This window comes from Stenotrophomonas sp. TWI819 (assembly GCF_039673075.1).
Taxonomy (GTDB): Bacteria; Pseudomonadota; Gammaproteobacteria; order Xanthomonadales; family Xanthomonadaceae; genus Stenotrophomonas; species Stenotrophomonas rhizophila_B.
Genome location: NZ_JBDJKY010000007.1, coordinates 59,287 through 76,388, shown reverse-complemented (window position 1 = coordinate 76,388; position 17,102 = coordinate 59,287). Strand labels below are relative to the sequence as shown.

The 17,102-nt window shown below is 68.2% G+C and carries 15 protein-coding genes and 1 tRNA gene; 9 read left to right on the top strand and 7 right to left on the bottom strand.

Features of this window, described 5'->3' with window-relative positions; genetic code table 11:
* Positions 1 to 4: 4 nt before the first annotated feature.
* Together ABE463_RS11330 and ABE463_RS11325 are read right to left on the bottom strand one after the other, a co-directional pair.
* Positions 5 to 1,921, bottom strand: coding sequence for a DUF885 family protein (locus ABE463_RS11330; protein ID WP_346468231.1), 1,917 nt, complete (start codon positions 1,919 to 1,921; stop codon positions 5 to 7).
* Between the two features lie 131 nt (positions 1,922 to 2,052).
* Positions 2,053 to 2,730: a DUF502 domain-containing protein gene (locus ABE463_RS11325; RefSeq protein WP_123730567.1), complete on the bottom strand. Its 678-nt coding sequence runs from the start codon at positions 2,728 to 2,730 to the stop codon at positions 2,053 to 2,055.
* A gap of 74 nt (positions 2,731 to 2,804) precedes the next feature.
* Between ABE463_RS11325 and ABE463_RS11320 the strand changes: the two genes are divergently transcribed.
* A complete protein-coding gene (locus ABE463_RS11320) occupies positions 2,805 to 4,100 on the top strand; it encodes a hypothetical protein (RefSeq protein WP_346468230.1) in 1,296 nt (431 codons plus the stop codon).
* 23 nt (positions 4,101 to 4,123) lie between these two features.
* Here the strand turns inward: ABE463_RS11320 and ABE463_RS11315 are convergent, their stop codons facing one another.
* The 5 genes from ABE463_RS11315 to trxA form a co-directional block, all read right to left on the bottom strand.
* Positions 4,124 to 4,852, bottom strand: coding sequence for a hypothetical protein (locus ABE463_RS11315; protein WP_346468229.1), 729 nt, complete (start codon positions 4,850 to 4,852; stop codon positions 4,124 to 4,126).
* 51 nt (positions 4,853 to 4,903) lie between these two features.
* Positions 4,904 to 5,368: a DUF4442 domain-containing protein gene (locus tag ABE463_RS11310; RefSeq protein ID WP_346468228.1), complete on the bottom strand. Its 465-nt coding sequence runs from the start codon at positions 5,366 to 5,368 to the stop codon at positions 4,904 to 4,906.
* 67 nt (positions 5,369 to 5,435) lie between these two features.
* On the bottom strand, positions 5,436 to 7,067 hold the full coding sequence (locus ABE463_RS11305) for a CHASE2 domain-containing protein (protein ID WP_346468328.1): 1,632 nt from the start codon (positions 7,065 to 7,067) through the stop codon (positions 5,436 to 5,438).
* Positions 7,064 to 8,722, bottom strand: coding sequence for a FecR domain-containing protein (locus ABE463_RS11300; RefSeq protein ID WP_346468227.1), 1,659 nt, complete (start codon positions 8,720 to 8,722; stop codon positions 7,064 to 7,066). Before ABE463_RS11300 ends, ABE463_RS11305 begins: the two co-directional genes overlap by 4 nt.
* Positions 8,723 to 8,925: 203 nt before the next feature.
* The gene (trxA, locus tag ABE463_RS11295; RefSeq protein WP_259259578.1) at positions 8,926 to 9,789 is read right to left on the bottom strand and encodes a thioredoxin; all 864 of its coding nucleotides are present in this window, start codon (positions 9,787 to 9,789) and stop codon (positions 8,926 to 8,928) included.
* Positions 9,790 to 9,915: 126 nt separating this feature from the next.
* Here trxA and ABE463_RS11290 point away from each other — a divergent pair, with 126 nt between their 5' ends.
* From ABE463_RS11290 to ABE463_RS11255, 8 genes are all read left to right on the top strand, one after another.
* Positions 9,916 to 10,527, top strand: coding sequence for a DUF998 domain-containing protein (locus ABE463_RS11290; protein ID WP_346468226.1), 612 nt, complete (start codon positions 9,916 to 9,918; stop codon positions 10,525 to 10,527).
* Positions 10,528 to 10,713: 186 nt separating this feature from the next.
* Positions 10,714 to 13,362 (top strand): leucine--tRNA ligase, encoded by a 2,649-nt coding sequence (gene leuS, locus ABE463_RS11285; protein WP_346468225.1) that lies wholly within the window; start codon positions 10,714 to 10,716, stop codon positions 13,360 to 13,362.
* A gap of 117 nt (positions 13,363 to 13,479) precedes the next feature.
* Positions 13,480 to 14,115 carry an LPS assembly lipoprotein LptE gene (gene lptE, locus ABE463_RS11280; RefSeq protein ID WP_346468224.1) on the top strand — a complete coding sequence of 212 codons (636 nt, stop codon included), beginning with the start codon at positions 13,480 to 13,482 and terminating at the stop codon, positions 14,113 to 14,115.
* A 31-nt stretch (positions 14,116 to 14,146) separates the two neighbouring features.
* Entirely contained in the window at positions 14,147 to 15,184 is a 1,038-nt protein-coding gene (holA, locus tag ABE463_RS11275) for a DNA polymerase III subunit delta (protein ID WP_123730577.1), read from the top strand.
* Between the two features lie 4 nt (positions 15,185 to 15,188).
* Positions 15,189 to 15,854 (top strand): nicotinate-nucleotide adenylyltransferase, encoded by a 666-nt coding sequence (gene nadD / locus ABE463_RS11270; protein WP_346468223.1) that lies wholly within the window; start codon positions 15,189 to 15,191, stop codon positions 15,852 to 15,854.
* 58 nt (positions 15,855 to 15,912) lie between these two features.
* Positions 15,913 to 16,344: a ribosome silencing factor gene (gene rsfS / locus ABE463_RS11265; RefSeq protein WP_088434466.1), complete on the top strand. Its 432-nt coding sequence runs from the start codon at positions 15,913 to 15,915 to the stop codon at positions 16,342 to 16,344.
* 84 nt (positions 16,345 to 16,428) lie between these two features.
* Complete coding sequence (gene rlmH, locus ABE463_RS11260; RefSeq protein WP_259259584.1) at positions 16,429 to 16,899, top strand: 23S rRNA (pseudouridine(1915)-N(3))-methyltransferase RlmH; 471 nt, start codon at positions 16,429 to 16,431, stop codon at positions 16,897 to 16,899.
* Between the two features lie 57 nt (positions 16,900 to 16,956).
* Positions 16,957 to 17,033: transfer RNA gene (locus tag ABE463_RS11255), tRNA-Asn, on the top strand.
* The last annotated feature ends 69 nt before the right edge of the window (positions 17,034 to 17,102 follow it).

Sequence of the window (17,102 nt, the reverse complement as noted above, 5' to 3'; positions counted from 1 at the left end):
GCGATCAGGGCGCGGGCGTTGCCGCACCGTTCTGGCTGGCGATCCAGCGGGCGATCTTGGCATCCAGGATGTCCAGCGGCATCGAGCCATCGCGCAGCACTTCCTCATGGAAGCGGCGCGCGTCGAAACGCGGCCCCAGTGCCGCCTTGGCCTTGTCGCGCAGCTCCATCATCTTCAGCTCGCCCAGGCCATTGGCCAGGGTCTGCCCGGGCAGGGCCATGAAGCGCTCCACTTCGGCGGTGGCATCGCTGGCGCTCATGTCCGCGGTCTTGACCAGATAGTCCACGGCCTGGCGCTTGCTCCAGCCCTGCGCGTGCACGCCGGTGTCGGCGGACATGCGCGCGGCACGGGTCAGCGCGGCCTGCAGGTAGCCGATCCGCTCGTAGGGATCCTGATAGACGCCCAGTTGCTCGCCCAGCGACTCGGCATACAGGCCCCAGCCTTCCACGAAGGCGATATCGCCGCCCAGACGACGGAAGCGCGGCAACTTGTCCAGCTCCTGCTGCAGGCCCAGCTGCACGTGATGGCCCGGAATGCCCTCGTGCAGGAACTGCATCGGTGCGGACCAGCGGCGGCGGCTCGGCAGATCGCCGGTGTTGATGTACAGCACGCCCGGGCGCATGCCGTCCGGCAACGGCTGCTGATAGCTCACCGCGCCGGCGGTGGCCGTGCGTTCGGGCTCGACCGCGCGGATTTCCATCGGCGCCTTGGGCAGCGTGCCGAGCAGCGTGGGCAGGCGTGCGTTGACCTGGCTCTGCAGCTGCTTGTAGCGGTTGATCAGTGCATCGGCGTTGGCGTACTGGAAATCGCGGTCGGTGCGCATGGTGCGCAGCAGCTTCTGCTGCGAGCCGCGGATCTTGTTCTCTTTCATGATCGCGGCGATCTGCGCCTGCAGGGTGGCCACGCGTTGTTCGGCCAGCGCATGGATCTGTTCGGGCGTCAGCGTGGACGCGGTGCTTTGCACGATGGTCTGCGCATACCAGGCCTTGCCGCCGGGCAGGCCCGCCAGGCCATCGGTGCTGCGTGCGGCGGGCAGGTACTCGGTGGCGATGAAGCCGCGCAGGGCGCGGTAGGACGGCATGATGCGCAACTCGATCATGCGCTTGTATTCGGCGGTGATACGGGCCTTGTCGGCGGCCGGGAAATCCTCCGGCAGATTACGTATTGGCGCCCAGAAGATGCTCTCTTCGGCGGTCGGCTTGATCACCGCATCCAGCTGCGGCAGTACTTTTTCCATCAGATCGCGTGGCTGTACCACACCGGCGGCCATGCCCTGGCGCATGTTGGCGATGGCCTGTTCGAACAGGGCGGGAATGCCCAGCGAACGGCGTGACCAGCCATCGTAATCCTGCACCGTGTTGAAGGGCTGCGCACCGGAGCCGGAGCCGAGAATGGCCATGATGCTGCCAAGGTTGTAGTACTGGCTCACCGGCAGCATCCAGCCGGGGAACTGCTCGGCGGCCAGCGACATGCGCGCATCGCGCACGAAGATCTCGTAGCTGAGCAGGTCCTGGCCGGTCAGGCCGTCCGGGCCGATCTTCTCGACCTTGCCCAGCCACTCCACGGTGAAGTCATGCGACTGCTGGCGGTAGGCGGCAGAGAGGATGTTCGGGAGCTGATCGTTGTGGCGGCTGTCGCCCTGGAACGTGGCCTGCAGCGGATTGAGCCGCATCGAGGCATCCCAGTACTCATCGTAGATCCGGTCCAGCTGCGCGGCCTTGGTCTGCTGGCGCACCAGCGGCTGGCGGGCAGGGGCGGCGGCCGGGCGTGCACGCGGCTTGGCTTTGGGCTTGGCTGCAGGCCGGGTCTGTGTCGCGGCGGGCCGGGTGGCCTTTTTCTTGGCAGCTTCGGCCGGGGCGGCGGCGCTGAAGGCCATCAGGACGGCGATGGCAAGCGCCAGGGCGCGGGCGGGGTGGGGCATCGGCTGTTTCCGTAAACGCACAGACACGGGAGCTTGCCCGATTCGCCTGCGTACGGCCAGCATCGGCCCCCGGTCAGGTTTGTCATGTACGGCGGCCAGTCAGCTGCGGCAGCATGCTGCTGCCGCGATGCTCAACGATCGCCGGCGCGGGTGAACGGCACGCTTTCCGGAGCGACCGCGCCGCCGGAGATGATGAAGCTCATTGCCTGGTCCACGGTCCAGTCGGTGGGCGTGAGCAGTTCCACCGGCACGATTTCCAGATAGCCAGAGGTCGGGTTGGGTGTGGTGGGTACGTACACCGCCGCCAGTTCGCGGCCGGTGCCCTGTTCCTTGATCACCCGGGTGACCAGGCCGACCGACTTCATGTCCCGGTGGGGGAAATCGATCAGCACCACGCGCTGGGTACTGCCCGGCTCGGTCTGCAGCATGTCCAGCAGCTTCTTGGCGCTGTCGTAGATGATGCTGGCCAGCGGAATGCGTTTGATCACCGCGCCGAACCAGCGCAGCAGGCGCTGGCCGATCACGCGGCGGCTGAGTACGCCCACCGAGAGGATCACCAGCAGCGTGGCGGCCAGGGCGATGATGTCCTGCATCCACTCGACCTTGATCCAGCCCAGGTAATGCGGGAACGAGGCGGCGATCTGCTCGGAGAGCGGCACCACCAGCGGGCTGGAAATGCCGGAGAGCAGCACGAACACGAATTTGACCACCACCCAGGTCAGCCAGATCGGCAGCAGGGTCAGCAGGCCGGTCAGGAACAGGCGCTGCAGGGAGGGACGCGGAACGAGTTGGGGGGCTTCGGGCGACATCCGCGCATTGTAGCGGTGGCGATGCCCGGTTTACGCTGCGGCTCCCTGCAGGACGCGGGGTCTGGGAGAACGCTGTGTTGAAGACAGGTCTGAAATGGGTGGGCATCTCGATCCTGAGCCTGGGAGTGGCGGTCGTCGTGCTCTGGGCGGCGTCGCGGTTCTGGCCGTTGCCAGTTGAACAGCGCAACGCGATGCGGCTGCTGCAGGCGCCCTTGCCCATGCGTGGCGAGAACGGCTTCACCGCGCTGTGGACCCTGCGTTACGACGGGCTGGAGGGCGCCGGCGGTGACGCCGTCATGGCGCAGGACGTCGAGCGGTGGCGCACCGGTTCACCCGGCCAGCGACCGGTCTCGTCCAGTGCGGAAGGCCGCTTCCCCGCAACGCCGCTGTCCGCCCCGGCAGGCTGCGGCCAGCGGGGTATCGGGTGTCTGGCGGCGGTGCGCGCCGACCCGGACGGTGTCGAGGCTGCGCATGCCGGGCACGACGCGCTTCACCAGCGCGTGGCCGCGCTTGCCGGCTACGGTCACTTCACCTCGCCGTTCAAGCCGTTCGACACGGATCCGATGGTCCCACTGCCGGTCTTTCAGCCGGTGCTCGATCCTGTCTCCGCGCACGCGCTCGCCCATGTGCGTGGCGACAGTGGCACCGCACTCGCCGGTGCATGCGCGGACATCCTCAGCGGTCGGCGGATGACCGGGCAGGGCGATACCCTGATCACCAGCATGATCGGTGCGGCGATGGTGGAGAGCAACGCGCGGCTGCTGGCCGACATCCTGGTTGAACTGCCTGCTGATACCGCGTTGCCTGCCATCTGCGGCGCCGCACTGGCGCCGATGACGGCCGACGAGCAGAGCCTGTGCACGGCGATGCGCGGTGAGTTCGGGCTGGCCGGGGCGGGAATGCGCCTGACGACCGGGAACCCGGCGGCGCAGCACCTGCTGTTGGATGTGCCGCGCACCCAGGCACGCATGGCGCCGCGCTATGCGTGGGCATGCGCCGCCAGTGCTGAACTGGTGGCCACCCGGGATGCGCCCACCCCGATTCCCGGGCCCGCACAGGATCGCTTTGCCTGCATCGCCAATCCGCTGGGATGCGCCTTGTCCAACATCACCGGGCCGGACATGCGGCAGTACGCAGGCCGCCCGCAGGACGCGGCCGCGATGCTGCGCCTGGTTGCGGCGCAGCGCTGGTTGCGGCAGCAGCCCACCCCCGCGTCCGTGGCCCTGCAGCGCCTGCCAGAAGCGCTACGCTCGCCCACCCGCACACCGGTGCTCAGCGACGATGGCCACTGGCTGCAGGTGGAGCGGCGCGCGGTGATGAGCGATGTCGGACCGACGCTGCGGGTGCCGATGCGCGCACCTGCGCACTAGCAAACGCGCCGGGATGCCGTGGCTCAGCGATCCTGTGCCGATGCCAGCGGCTCGAACGCGCTGCCGTCGCCGACGGTCTCCAGGGTCCAGCGCTGCGGCGAGCTCAGGGTCTCCCAGCGCACGCTGTCCTCGTCCGATTCCATGCTGCCTTCGGCATGACGCACGCGTCGGGTCGAGTAATTGATGCTCAGGCTTTCGGTCTGCCCGGAGTTGCGCATCATCGAACTGCGGTCGTAGCCGATCAACGCGAAGGCACCCTCCTGCCAGCGGAAGGTGTAGCTGGCCGAGCCGGTCGACCAGCTGCCGGCGTTGGAGAAGAAGAACAGCGTGGTCTGCAGCGTGCCGCGCACGATCGAAACGCCGGCGCCCTCCTCGAAGACATCGGACAGGTTCGGCGCCTCGTGGCGGGTGATCAGCGTATGGTTCTGCGCAGCGAGTGAGTAGCCGTCCGGCGTGGCCCAGGCGATGGCGAGCATGCGTGGATTGCTGTCCAGCGGGCTGATGCCGAACCCATCGTGTTCGACGATGTTGCGCGGGTCCTGCTGGCGCAGGATGAGAACGAGATCCTCGCGCTTGTCGCCGTTGAGATCGCCGCGAAGCTGCTGCTCGATGCGCCATCCTGACGGCACGAAACCTTCGGCCCGGGTGGCGTGGGCGGGCAATACCGGATAGTCGACCAGTGGGATCCGCAGTTCCTGCGCGAACGCGGGCAGGGCAGTGAGCAGCAGGGCAGCAAGCAGGGGCAGGCGCATGGTCGTCCGTGGGGTGAAGCCGGCGCGCGAGCATAGCAAGCGCGCGAGGGCTCATCCCGCGCGCTGGCGTGCCTCGGGCTTGAGGCGCAGGTAGACCTGCTTGCGCACACGGGCGATGACCTCGCCTTTCGCATCGACAATGTCATTGCTGAACCAGTGCAGGTACTTTTCCCCGCTGGCAGTGGCGGCACGCAGTTGATCCAGCAGCGCCTCGTCCAGCCTGAACTCGGCGGCCACCGTGCCGCGGCCCGGCTTGAGGAATCCGATTTCCCCGGCGCGGTCCCAGACGTAGTAATCGCGGCCCAGGTTCTGCATCACGGTGAGCATCCAGAACGGATCGGTCATCGCGAACAGGCTGCCACCGAAATGGGTGCCCACGTAATTGCGGTTCCAGGGGCGCATGCGCAACTCGACGCGCACATGGCGGTAGTCGGCGCTGACCTCGGTGACATGGATGCCCGTGAACAGGAACGGCGGCCACAGGTTGAGGCCAAGGCGGAAGACGGAGGCCTTCATTCGGATCGCATCTCAGTGGAGAGGTGATCGGAGTCTACCATTCGCTTGCGTATGGAGTGGCGGCGCCTCAGCCCGGCCCGCCGTCGTCCACCGCATACCCATTCCGGCCGGCCGCCTTGGCCTGGTACAGCGCTGCATCGGCACCTTCGAAGAAATGCCGCGGCTCGGTGTTCGCAGTCGGCACGCGCGTGAACACGCCGACGGTCACGGTGATATGCGTGGTCGCGCCGCGCCCGGCGGGGATCTCCAGCGCCTGTGCGCGTGCGACCAGATCCTGCACCACCTGGAGGGCGCCTTCCGGCGTGGTGTCGGGCAGGATCAGCGCGAACTCGTCGCCGCCGAAGCGCGCGGCCATGTCACGGGGGCGGCGGGCATGCGCGTGGAGTTCCTGCGCGATCCGGCGCAGCACGTTGTCGCCGGCCTGGTGGCCGAACTCATCATTGTGGCGCTTGAAGTGGTCCACATCGATCAGCACCAACGTCAACGGCCGTCCGGAACGGCGCCCCGCATCATGCTCGGCCTGCAGGGTCTGTTCGAAGCGCAGCCGGTTGCCCAGCCCGGTGAGGGCATCGCTGTTGGCCTGGCGCCGCCAGGCACTGACCCGCCACAGCGCCCAGGCCAGGATCACCGCCAGCATGCCGGTCAACGCAGATGCCGGGGCGAACCACAGGTTGCCCGCGCGCAGCAGCACGAAGCTCAGCAGCAGCGTCGACGGCAGCGCCAACATCCCGCTCAACCAGGCGCGCGGCAGCGTCAGCATCAGGCAGCACAGTGCGACCAGTACCCCGGTGAGCGCGCTCTGCCACGCCGGAGGCAGCGGTGCGATGACCTTGTCGTCCAGCAACATCGAGGCGACATTGGCCTGGTACTCGCTGCCGCTCATCCAGCGTTCGCGGGTAGTCGGGGTGAGCAGGCGCGGGGCAATGCCGCTGGCGGTCATGCCGACCAGGATCAGCCGGCCGCGCAGCACGTCCGGGTCCACCTCGCCCTGCAGCACATCCACGTAGGAGACCTGCGGGAAGCGTTCGGGCGGCCCGGCATAGCGCACGCGCACGTAGTGGTCGCGTCGCCACTGGTAGGGCGAATCGAGGCCCGGACGATCATCGCGCAGCCCGGGCAGCGGACCCGGCGGATTGGCCAGCGCCAGGCCGAGCGCTGGCCAGTGCGGGGAACCGATGCCGGCGGTGAGAAACAGCCCGCGGGCGACCCCGTCGCTGTCCACCTCGATGTCGGTGTGGCCGAGGCTGGCCGCGTTGGCGGCGATCAGCGGGATCGGCAGCAGCTCCTCGGCCATGCGCGGGCCACTGGCCGGTGCGGCCACCACCGGAAGCACGACATGGCCGTTGCGGCGGATCGCTGCGGCCAGCTCGGCATCCTGGCTGCTGTCCTGGCGGTCGGCTTCGGACAACACCAGGTCCAGTACCACGCGCTCGGCGCGGGCATCGGTGAGCCGATCCAGCAGGCGGGCATGGGTGCCGCGTGGCCACGGCCACTGACCCAGCTGCTGCAGGCTGTTGTCGTCGATCGCGACGATCAGCAGGCGCGCGTCGGGCGTGTATTCCCAACCGCCCACGTAGGCGTCGTACACCGCTTCATCCTGCTTCCAGAACCATTGCCAGTGGCTGGCGGCAACCGCAGATGCGCCGACCAGTGCGGCCAGCAGCACACGGTGTGGCCAGGGCAGATGCAGCGGCGTCACAACAGCAGCCACAGCAGCAGGGCGCCACCGCCGGCGCCGTAACAGGTGCGGCACGGCAGGGCGATCTGTTGTGTCGGCGAGAACGGACCGGCGTAGCCGTCTTCGTCGATGTACTGCACGCGGACATGCAACGTGCCGCGCCAGGGGCGCTTGAGTGTCACCTCGAGTTGCTCGAGCTCGCGGTCCAGCAATGGCGTGGCGAAGTCGCCGCGCCGATCCAGCTGCACGCGATAGCGCTGACCCGCTTCACCGGCCTGCCACCGCAGCGTCAACTGGCCCTTGGCGGCCTCCGGCGGCTGCAGCGCCGGATCGATCGGCAGATCGGTGATGGTGAGCGGCAAGGGCTGGCTGTAGCGACCCCGGTGTCCATTGCCGTCGACCGAGGCGACGCGCCAGACATAGTCGCCCGGGACCAGTTCCTGGCCGGGGCGCAGGTGCGTGGCGCGGGTGTCCTGTTCGAGCAGCGGATCCAGGAACTGCGGGTCGCGGGCGATCTGCAGGACGGTCCGCGCGGCGTCGGAAACGCGGGTCCACTCAAAACGGGGCCGCGGGCTGTTGATGGTCTGGCCATGCAGCGGGCGTACGGTCAGCGGGGCGACCGGCTGGTCACGCACCTGGAAGTCCTGCTCGGCATCCAGCCCTTCCACCTGTTCCGCACTGACCGACCGCACCAGCACGCGCAGATCGCCGGGCGGCAGGTCGGGCAGGGTGAGCGCCGTGGTGTCGGTATCGCGGGCGAACAGCAGCACCTCCGGTTGGTCGGCGCGGACCACTTCGACGCGGTAGCCAACGGCATCCGGCACCGGCTGCCAGGCCAGCGCAGCGGGCAGGGTGGCCAGCCGCTGGGGATCGGTCGTCAACACGGGTGCTGGCAGCAGCGCTTCCAGATCGGCCGGGCGCGCATCGCGCGACGGGCTGCGCGTGGCTTGGCCGTGGGTGACCAGACGCTGGCCGCGGCGGTTGCCGACCTGCACGCGGCCTTCCAGTACCTCGGTGGCCGCGCCACGGCCGTCCCGGCCGGCGCTGACCCGGAAGACGGTGCCGCGTACGCTGCTGGTCGCCGTGGGCGCATCGATGATGTAGCGCGACGCCGGACCATTGGCAGGCGTGACGCGGTTGCTGGCACGGCCCTGTTCCAGGCGCAGGCGGGTATCGACCATGCCGGTGCGCCCATAGCGGCTGAGCTGGTCGAAGCGCAGCCGGGACTGCTCGCGCAGTTGCAGGCGTGAATCATCGGCGAAGACCACGGTGACGCTGGCATCGTCGCCGGTGAACAATTCCTGGCCGATCCGCAGCAGATCGCCTTCGGCCACCTCGCGACGGGGCTGGCCGTCGATCAGGCTGTGTACCGGGCCCCGCACGGCGAGTACGCGCGCCGGTGCAGGCTGGACCTGCAGCCAGGCCACGGGGAAACGGAGTTGGCTGCCGGGCGGCAGCCCGTAGGGATCGGCGATGCCGTTGTGCGACTGCAGCTGTTCCCATGCGATGGACGGTTTCAGATAGCGGGCGCTGAGGTCCCAGATCGTGTCGCCGGGGCGCACCCGATAGGTCCAGTCCTGAGCCAGCAACGGCGCGGCGGACAGCAGCAGCACCACCAGCGCGAGCGCGCGCACGGCCAGGGGGAAACGAAGCAAACGGGTCACTTTCACGGTCATTACGGCCCTGCAAGGCGGGGCGCAGCCACGGGGCCAGCATGGCCCAGACCTCATCCTCCCCGATGGATCGCGGCCTCCAGTGTGCCGCGGCGGCATTATTGCCCGGCGGCTGTGCAGGGTTTCTGAACGTGATTCACGTTCGGCCAGAGCCCGGCAAGGCTCTGGCCCGCATAGATCCGATCATCCCGGTGAGAGCTGGCCGATCAAAACAGCAGTGAGGCCATCCGGCGGCGGTACTGGCCGACCAGGTCTTCATCCTCGATCACCTTGAAGGCATCGATCAGCAGTTTGCGCGGGCGGCCCTCGTCGTAGGTGCGGTCCCGGCGCAGCATGTCCAGGAACTGCTCCAGCGCGGCGGCGTCCTGTCCGGACAGCAACAGCTGCACGCCACGCAGATGGCGTGCCTGCAGGTCATCGCCATTGGCCGCGATGCGGGCGTCCAGCACCTCGGGAGCCGGGGCGTCCTGCAGGGCGCTGGCGAATTCCAGGCGGGCGCGGGCGCGCACGGCGCGGTCATCGGTGGAGAGGTTGGCCGGCAGGGCGTCGATCAGGGCCGTGGCCTCGGCGGTGGCGCCGGTCTGCAGCAGCGCCAGGGCCAGGTCGAGCTTGAGCTCTTCCCTGTCCGGCTCGGCGGCGATGGCCGCGCGCAGCACGTCGACCTGGGCCTGCGGGTCGAGCGGCGGCGCTTCGACGGCTTCCGCTTCGTCCGGGGCCGCTTCAAGCGGGACCACGCCGTGCTGGGTCAGGAACTCACGCAGCTGACCTTCCGGCACCGCGCCCGGGAAGCCATCGACAATCTGCCCGCCCTTGACCAGGAACACGGTCGGGACCGAGCGGATCTGGAAGGCGGCGGCGATCTGCTGTTCTTTGTCGACGTCGACCTTGGCCAGCTCGAAGGCGCCATGGTATTCGCCGGCCAGCTTTTCCAGCATCGGGCCCAGAGTCTTGCAGGGGCCGCACCAGGTGGCCCAGAAATCGACCAGCACGGGGGTCTGCAGGGACTTCTGCAGCACCTCGGTCTCGAAGGTCTCGGTGGTGGCGTCAAACACGTGGGGCAGATCGCTCATGGTTTCAGATCAACGGGAAACTGGAGAGGAAGTGTATGGTGCCGGCTGCTGCCGGACGCAACCCCACCGGGCGGAATCGGCGCGGAACGGCGACAATGCAGGCCTTGTGAACAGGCCGGGTGCGAGATGTCGGGAATCCATCGTTGGGAAGGCGCGTTCGGCATTGCCGCCGCTGTCGCGTTCGTGGGCGCGGTGCTGGGCTTCGGCGCGGCGCTGCCGTTGTTCGATCCGATCGGCCACCCGGTCGCGCTGCTGGGTGCGCTGGGCGTACCGCATGCGCTGGCCTTCAATCTGCTCGGCTTTGCACTGCCCGGCCTGCTGGCCAGCCTCGTCGCGCTGCGCCTGCTGCTGCGGGTGCCGCGCACCGCGCCATGGTCGATGCGGGTCGGCGCGCAGTTGCTGATGCTGGCCGGGGTCGGCTTCGCCGCAATGGGCGTGCTGCCGCTGGATACCAGCGATCTGGACAATCCCGCCAGCCAATACCACGCCAGTGCCTGGATGATCTGGGTGCTGGCCTTCGTGCCGGGCGCGGTGATGTCCGGGATCGGCGCGCTGCGGTTGCCGGCGTGGCGTGCCGTGGGCGCCCTGCATCTGGCGTGCGGGGTGGGCGTGCTGCTGGCCGCGTTCGCGCTGCAGGCCCTGCTGCCGGCCCCGCTGGCCCAGCGCGTGGCCTTCGGGGTGTGGCTGGTCTGGCTGGTGGCGGTGCTGCCGCTGGCCCCGGCGGCGCGGCGGGGCTGAGCGCGGGCAGGTCGTTGCTGCGCCCCGGTACGCCGCGTGGCGCGGGGCAGGGGCAGAGCGTGTTCTGCCAATCCCCTGTCAATTCAATGAGATGACAGGTTTGGCCGCGGCAGTGGGCAACGTCGATTGGAGCCCTTTGCCGCACTGCGGTACCCTGTGCCGCTTTGCCGCCGCACTAGCGTTTTTATGACCAGCGTCGAACCCAACGTTTACGATCCGCAGCAGGTTGAATCCGCCGCCCAGCAGTACTGGGATGCCACCCGTGCCTTCGAAGTCACCGAGACCTCGGACAAGCCGAAGTTCTACTGCCTTTCGATGCTGCCGTATCCGTCCGGTGCGTTGCACATGGGCCACGTGCGCAACTACACGATTGGTGACGTGATCAGCCGCTACAAGCGGATGACCGGTCACAACGTGCTGCAGCCGATGGGCTGGGATGCGTTCGGCCTGCCGGCCGAGAACGCGGCGATCAAGAACAAGACCGCGCCCGCCAAGTGGACCTACGCCAACATCGAGCACATGCGTGGCCAGTTCAAGGCCATGGGCTATGCGATCGACTGGTCGCGCGAGTTCGCCACCTGCACGCCCGAGTACTACGTGCACGAGCAGCGCATGTTCACCCGCCTGATGCGCAAGGGCCTGGCCTACCGCCGCAACGCGGTGGTGAACTGGGACCCGATCGATCAGACCGTGCTGGCCAACGAGCAGGTCATCGACGGCCGCGGCTGGCGTTCCGGCGCGCTGGTGGAAAAGCGCGAGATTCCGCAGTGGTTCCTGCGCATCACCGATTACGCCCAGGAACTGCTGGATGGTCTGGACGAACTGCCGGGCTGGCCGGATTCGGTCAAGACCATGCAGCGCAACTGGATCGGCCGCTCGGAAGGGCTGGAGATCCAGTTCGACGTGCGTGACGCTGACGGCAGCACGCTGGACCCGCTGCGCGTGTTCACCACCCGTCCGGACACCGTGATGGGCGTGACCTTCGTGTCGATCGCCGGCGAGCATCCGCTGGCCCAGCACGCGGCCAAGTCCAACCCGGCGCTGGCCGCGCTGCTGGCCGAGATGAAGCAGGGCGGCGTCTCCGAGGCCGAGCTGGAAACCCAGGAAAAGCGCGGCATGGATACCGGCCTGCGCGCCATCCATCCGGTCACCGGCGCCCAGGTGCCGGTGTGGGTCGCCAACTTCGTGCTGATGGGTTACGGCACCGGCGCGGTGATGGCCGTTCCCGGTCACGACCAGCGCGACAATGAATTCGCCAACAAGTACGGCCTGCCGATCCGCCAGGTCATCGCGTTGAAGTCGCTGCGCAAGGAAGAAAGCGCGTACGACGCCACGCGCTGGCAGGACTGGTACGGCGACAAGACGCGCGAGACCGAGCTGGTCAACTCCGAAGAGTTCGACGGGCTGGATTTCCAAGGCGCTTTCGAGGCACTGGCCGAGCGTTTCGAGCGCAAGGCCCAGGGCCAGCGCCGTGTGAACTACCGTCTGCGCGACTGGGGCGTGAGCCGCCAGCGCTACTGGGGCTGCCCGATCCCGGTGATCTACTGCCCGAAGTGCGGCGCCTTGCCGGTCCCGGAAGAGCAGCTGCCGGTGATCCTGCCGGAGAACGTCAACTTCGTCGGCACCGGTTCGCCGATCAAGGCCGATCCGGAATGGCGCAAGACCACCTGCCCGGACTGCGGCGGCGCGGCCGAGCGCGAGACCGACACCTTCGATACCTTCATGGAGTCGAGCTGGTACTACGCGCGCTACACCTCGCCGGGTGCCCGTGATGCGGTCGACAAGCGCGGCAACTACTGGCTGCCGGTGGACCAGTACATCGGCGGCATCGAGCACGCGATCCTGCACCTGATGTACTTCCGTTTCTTCCACAAGCTGCTGCGTGATGCGCGCATGGTGGACAGCAACGAACCTGCGCAGAACCTGCTGTGCCAAGGCATGGTGATCGCCGAAACCTACTACCGCCCGAATCCGGACGGCTCCAAGGACTGGATCAACCCGGCCGATGTCGATGTGCAGCGCGACGAGCGCGGCCGCATCGTCGGGGCGACCCTGATCGCCGACGGCCAGCCGGTGGTGATCGGTGGCACCGAGAAGATGTCCAAGTCCAAGAACAACGGCGTGGACCCGCAGGTGATGGTGAGCAAGTACGGCGCCGATACCGTGCGTCTGTTCTCGATGTTCGCCGCGCCGCCGGAGCAGTCGCTGGAGTGGAACGAAGCCGGCGTGGATGGCATGGCGCGCTTCCTGCGTCGCTTGTGGGCGCAGGTGCAGAAGCATGCCGCCGACGGTGCCGCCCCGGCGCTGGACGTGGCCGCGCTCAACGCCGAGCAGAAGGCGCTGCGCCGCAAAACCCACGAAACCATCGGCAAGGTCGGCGACGACTACGGCCGCCGCCACAGCTTCAACACCGCGATCGCTGCAGTGATGGAACTGATGAACGCGCTGGCCAAGTTCGATGACGTCAGCGATCAGGGCCGTGCGGTCCGCCAGGAAGCGCTGCGTGCCACCGTGCTGCTGCTCAACCCGATCACCCCGCATGCCAGCCATGCGTTGTGGCAGGTGCTGGGCCATGGCGAAGAACTGCTGGAAGACCAGGCGTTCCCGGAAGCCGATCCGGCTGCGCTGGTGCGCGATGCCGTGACGCTGGCCGTGCAGGTCAACGGCAAGCTGCGTGGCACCATCGAGGTCGCGGCCGATGCCCCGCGGGATCAGATCGAAGCCCTGGGCCTGGCCGAGCCGAACGCGGCCAAGTTCCTGGAAGGGCTGGTGGTGCGCAAGATCATCATCGTGCCCGGCAAGATCGTGAACATCGTGGCGGCCCCGCAGGGCTGATCCTGTCGTGCCTGCCGGGTGCCTGTGCACCCGGTCCGGTATCAAGTCCTGTTCACGCGGCATCCGGCACGATCACTGCTTGTTGCCGCGACCGCCCGGCTCCTACAGACTGTGTCCATGACCCGATTCCTGCTTGCCCTTGTCCTGACCGCGACCCTTGCCGGGTGCGGCTTCCATCTGCGCAACAAACTGATGCTGCCGGCCGATACCGCCGCGGTCCAGGTGGTGTCCACCGCGCCCTACAGCGAGCTGGTCAAGCTGCTGCGTCGTGGCCTGCAGGCCTCCGGGGCGCAGCTGGCCGATCCGGACAGCACGGGCCCGTCCTCGCAGTTGCAGGTGGTGTCCGAGCGGTGGGGCGATCTGCCGATCGCGATCGATGCCCAGGGCCGTGCCCAGGAATACAGCCTGCGCTACGCGGTGATCTTCATCTTCCGCCGCGAAGATGGCAGCGAGCTGGTGCCGCAGCAGGTGATCGAACTCTCGCGCGATTACGTGTCGCCGCCGACCGACGCCACCGGTACCACCACCGAACGCGAAATCCTCGCCGACGAACTGCGTCGTGAGATGTCGGCCTCGATCATGCGCCGCATCGACAGCGTGGTCCGTGCCGAGCTGGAGCACGGCCGTGCCCCGGCAAAGCCCGGTACGACGCCGGTGGAAGCGCCGGTTGAGATCCCGGCGGCGACCCCGGCCAGCCCGACCCCGACGACCCCGACGCCGGCGGTCCCCGCCGTCGTTCCGCAGGGGCGCTGAGCCCGGTCCGCCTGCGGATCGGCCTGCCCGGATGGAACTGCGCCCCGAACAGCTCGCCAGCCAACCGGCCAGCCAGCCGTTGGCCCCGGTGTATCTGATTGCCGGTCCGGAAACGCTGCGCGTGCTTGAAGCCGCCGATGCCGTGCGTGCACGTGCGCGCGCCGATGGCGTCAACGAGCGCGAAGTCTTCGATGCCGATGGGCGTGACTTCGACTGGCACCAGCTCGACGCCAGCTTCAATGCGCCCAGCCTGTTCAGTGCACGACGCCTGATGGAACTGCGCCTGCCCAGCGGCAAGCCGGGCAAGGAAGGCGCCGAGGTGATCAGCCAGTTCTGTGCCAACCCGGCGCCCGACGTGATCCTGCTGATCACCTGCAACGAATGGAGCAAGGCCCACCAGACCAAGTGGGCCGATGCGGTGGGCCGCGCCGGGGTGATCTCGGTGGCCTGGGCGATCAAGCCGCATGAACTCACCGAATGGATCGAGCGCCGCCTGCGCGGCAAGGGCCTGCGCGCGGATCCGCAGGCCGTGCAGCGCCTGGCCGAGCGGGTGGAAGGCAATCTGCTCGCCGCCGCGCAGGAAATCGACAAGCTGGCCCTCTTGGCTGATGGACAGACGCTGGACGTGGACACGATGGAGTCGCTGGTGGCCGATGCCGCCCGCTATGACGTGTTCCGTCTGGTTGAAGCGACCTTCTCCGGCCAGCCCGCCGCCGTCCTGCGGATGATCGCCGGCCTGCGTGCCGAGGGTGAAGCGGTGGCCGCACTGACCCCGATCGTGATCCGCGAGCTGCTGTCCACGGCCGGTCTGGCGCGGGTGCAGGCGCGCGGCGGCAACCTGGCGGCGGAGATGAAAAGCCGCGGCATCTGGGAATCGCGGCAGGCGCCGTTCAAGCGCGCGCTGCAGCGCCACCCCGAGGTCAAGCGCTGGGAGCGTTTCGTGGCCGAGGCCGGGCTGGTGGACCGCATCGCCAAGGGGCGCGCCGATGGCGATGCCTGGCTGGCGCTGGAGCGGCTGCTGATCGCCGTATCCGAAGCCCGCGCCGTGCGCCTGCTCGCCCGGGCCTGAGCCCATGGGGCTGCGCATCTATTACGGCGGGACCTTCGATCCCGTCCATCTGGGCCATCTGGCCATTGCCCGCGCCGCACGCGACCAGTTGCAGGTCGCAGTGCGCCTGCTGCCGGCCGCCGATCCGCCGCACCGTGCCGCCCCCGGCGCCGATGCCGCGCAGCGCCTGGCGATGCTGGCCCTGGCTATTGGTGACGAGTCCGGCCTGCTGCTGGACCGGCGGGAGCTGGATCGGGCCGAGCGCACCCCCGGCGTGCCGTCCTATACCGTCGATACCCTGCGCGAGCTGCGCGCCGAGCTGGGCCCGCGCCAGCCGATCGCCTGGCTGGTCGGCGCGGACAGCCTGTTGGCCCTGCCCAGTTGGCACCACTGGGCGTCGTTGTTCGATCTGGCGCATTTCATCGTCGCCGACCGCCCGGGCAGCTCCTTGGCCGACACCCTCGACCCAGTGCTGGCGCAGGCCTTGGAAGGGCGCTGGGCCAGCCATGAGCGCGAGCTGTTCAACGCGCCGGCCGGCCGCCTGCTGCGCCTGCCGGCCCCGCTGCGCGAGGAATCGGCGACCGCCGTTCGCGCACAGATCACGGCGGGCGGCCCCTGGCAATCGCTGCTGCCCGAGCCGGTGGCCGGCTACATCCTCGATCACCGCCTGTACGGCGCGACACCGTCGTGAATACGCGCGGGCGCGCCGCCCCGTATAATCGATCCCACATTTATCGAGTTGACCCGCTTTGAGCAACCAAGCCCAGCCCCAGACCATCAAGGTCCAACTGCCGAATCCGGCGCCCTCCGTTCTGCAGCTGCTCGAGTGCGTGCGCGGGGCCACCGAAGAACTGAAGGCCAAGGATCTCGTTGAGATCGACGTGATCGGCCGCTCCAGCGTCGCCGATTACATGGTGATCGCGTCGGGTACCTCCAGCCGTCACGTCAAGTCGATCGCCGACGAAGTGGTGAAGTTCGCCAAGAAGCTGGGCGTGATGCCGCTGGGTGTGGAAGGTGAGCGCGAAGCCGAGTGGGTCCTGGTCGATCTGGGCGACGTGGTGGTCCATGTGATGCTGCCGCGCGTGCGCGAGTTCTACGCGCTTGAGCGCCTGTGGACCGTGGGCGACCAGCCGCCGATCGAACTGCTCGACGATGCGGACGACGACTACGACGCGCGGTAATTCCCGCACGTACGGTCACGACAACGGCGCCGATGGCGCCGTTGTCTTTTGCGGCGCCACGCAGGGTGTCCGCGGAGGATGGAGATGAAAGCCAAGTTGATCGCCACCGGCGAACGCGCCCCGTCCTGGGTTGCGCAGGGGTTTGCCGAATACCAGAAGCGGCTCTCGCACTGGTTGCCGTTCGAGCTGGTCGAGATCGAGCCCGGCCTGCGTGGCAAAGGGCGCGATGCGCGCCGTGCGACCGATGACGAGGGCAAGCGGGTGATCGCCGCGCTGCCGAAGAATGCCTACGTGGTCGCGCTCGATGTGCCGGGGCGCCAGCTCAGTTCCGAGCAGCTGGCGCAGCGCCTGGAGCATTGGCGTGGGCAGGGCCGGGACCTGGCCTTCCTGATCGGCGGGCCGGAAGGTCATTCGGCGGAAGTGTCGGCGATGGCGGACGAGAAATGGTCGATCGGGCCGTTGACGCTGCCGCACATGCTGGTGCGTCTGGTGGTGGCCGAGCAGCTGTACCGCGCTGCGGCGATGCTGGCCAACCATCCGTATCACCGCGCGTGAAATAGTTGTCGCCAGACAGGTTACATCTCGCGAAAAACGGGCTACAATGCGCACCCCGCCCGAATAGCTCAGCCGGTTAGAGCACTTGACTGTTAATCAGGGGGTCGTTGGTTCGAGTCCAACTTCGGGCGCCAAGATTTGAGAAAAAGCCTCGCAGCGATGCGGGGCTTTTTTTTGCAACAAAAAGCCCGGGCATTGCCCGG

What these genes read in the sequence shown, in the direction of transcription:
- leuS (WP_346468225.1), top strand. Translation starts at nt 10,714, where the DNA reads ATGACCAGCGTCGAACCCAACGTTTACGATCCGCAGCAGGTTGAATCC.
- nadD (WP_346468223.1), top strand. Translation starts at nt 15,189, where the DNA reads ATGGGGCTGCGCATCTATTACGGCGGGACCTTCGATCCCGTCCATCTG.
- ABE463_RS11330 (WP_346468231.1), bottom strand. Translation starts at nt 1,921, where the DNA reads ATGCCCCACCCCGCCCGCGCCCTGGCGCTTGCCATCGCCGTCCTGATG.
- ABE463_RS11325 (WP_123730567.1), bottom strand. Translation starts at nt 2,730, where the DNA reads ATGTCGCCCGAAGCCCCCCAACTCGTTCCGCGTCCCTCCCTGCAGCGC.
- lptE (WP_346468224.1), top strand. Translation starts at nt 13,480, where the DNA reads ATGACCCGATTCCTGCTTGCCCTTGTCCTGACCGCGACCCTTGCCGGG.
- ABE463_RS11315 (WP_346468229.1), bottom strand. Translation starts at nt 4,852, where the DNA reads ATGCGCCTGCCCCTGCTTGCTGCCCTGCTGCTCACTGCCCTGCCCGCG.
- trxA (WP_259259578.1), bottom strand. Translation starts at nt 9,789, where the DNA reads ATGAGCGATCTGCCCCACGTGTTTGACGCCACCACCGAGACCTTCGAG.
- holA (WP_123730577.1), top strand. Translation starts at nt 14,147, where the DNA reads ATGGAACTGCGCCCCGAACAGCTCGCCAGCCAACCGGCCAGCCAGCCG.
- rlmH (WP_259259584.1), top strand. Translation starts at nt 16,429, where the DNA reads ATGAAAGCCAAGTTGATCGCCACCGGCGAACGCGCCCCGTCCTGGGTT.
- ABE463_RS11300 (WP_346468227.1), bottom strand. Translation starts at nt 8,722, where the DNA reads ATGACCGTGAAAGTGACCCGTTTGCTTCGTTTCCCCCTGGCCGTGCGC.
- ABE463_RS11290 (WP_346468226.1), top strand. Translation starts at nt 9,916, where the DNA reads ATGTCGGGAATCCATCGTTGGGAAGGCGCGTTCGGCATTGCCGCCGCT.
- ABE463_RS11310 (WP_346468228.1), bottom strand. Translation starts at nt 5,368, where the DNA reads ATGAAGGCCTCCGTCTTCCGCCTTGGCCTCAACCTGTGGCCGCCGTTC.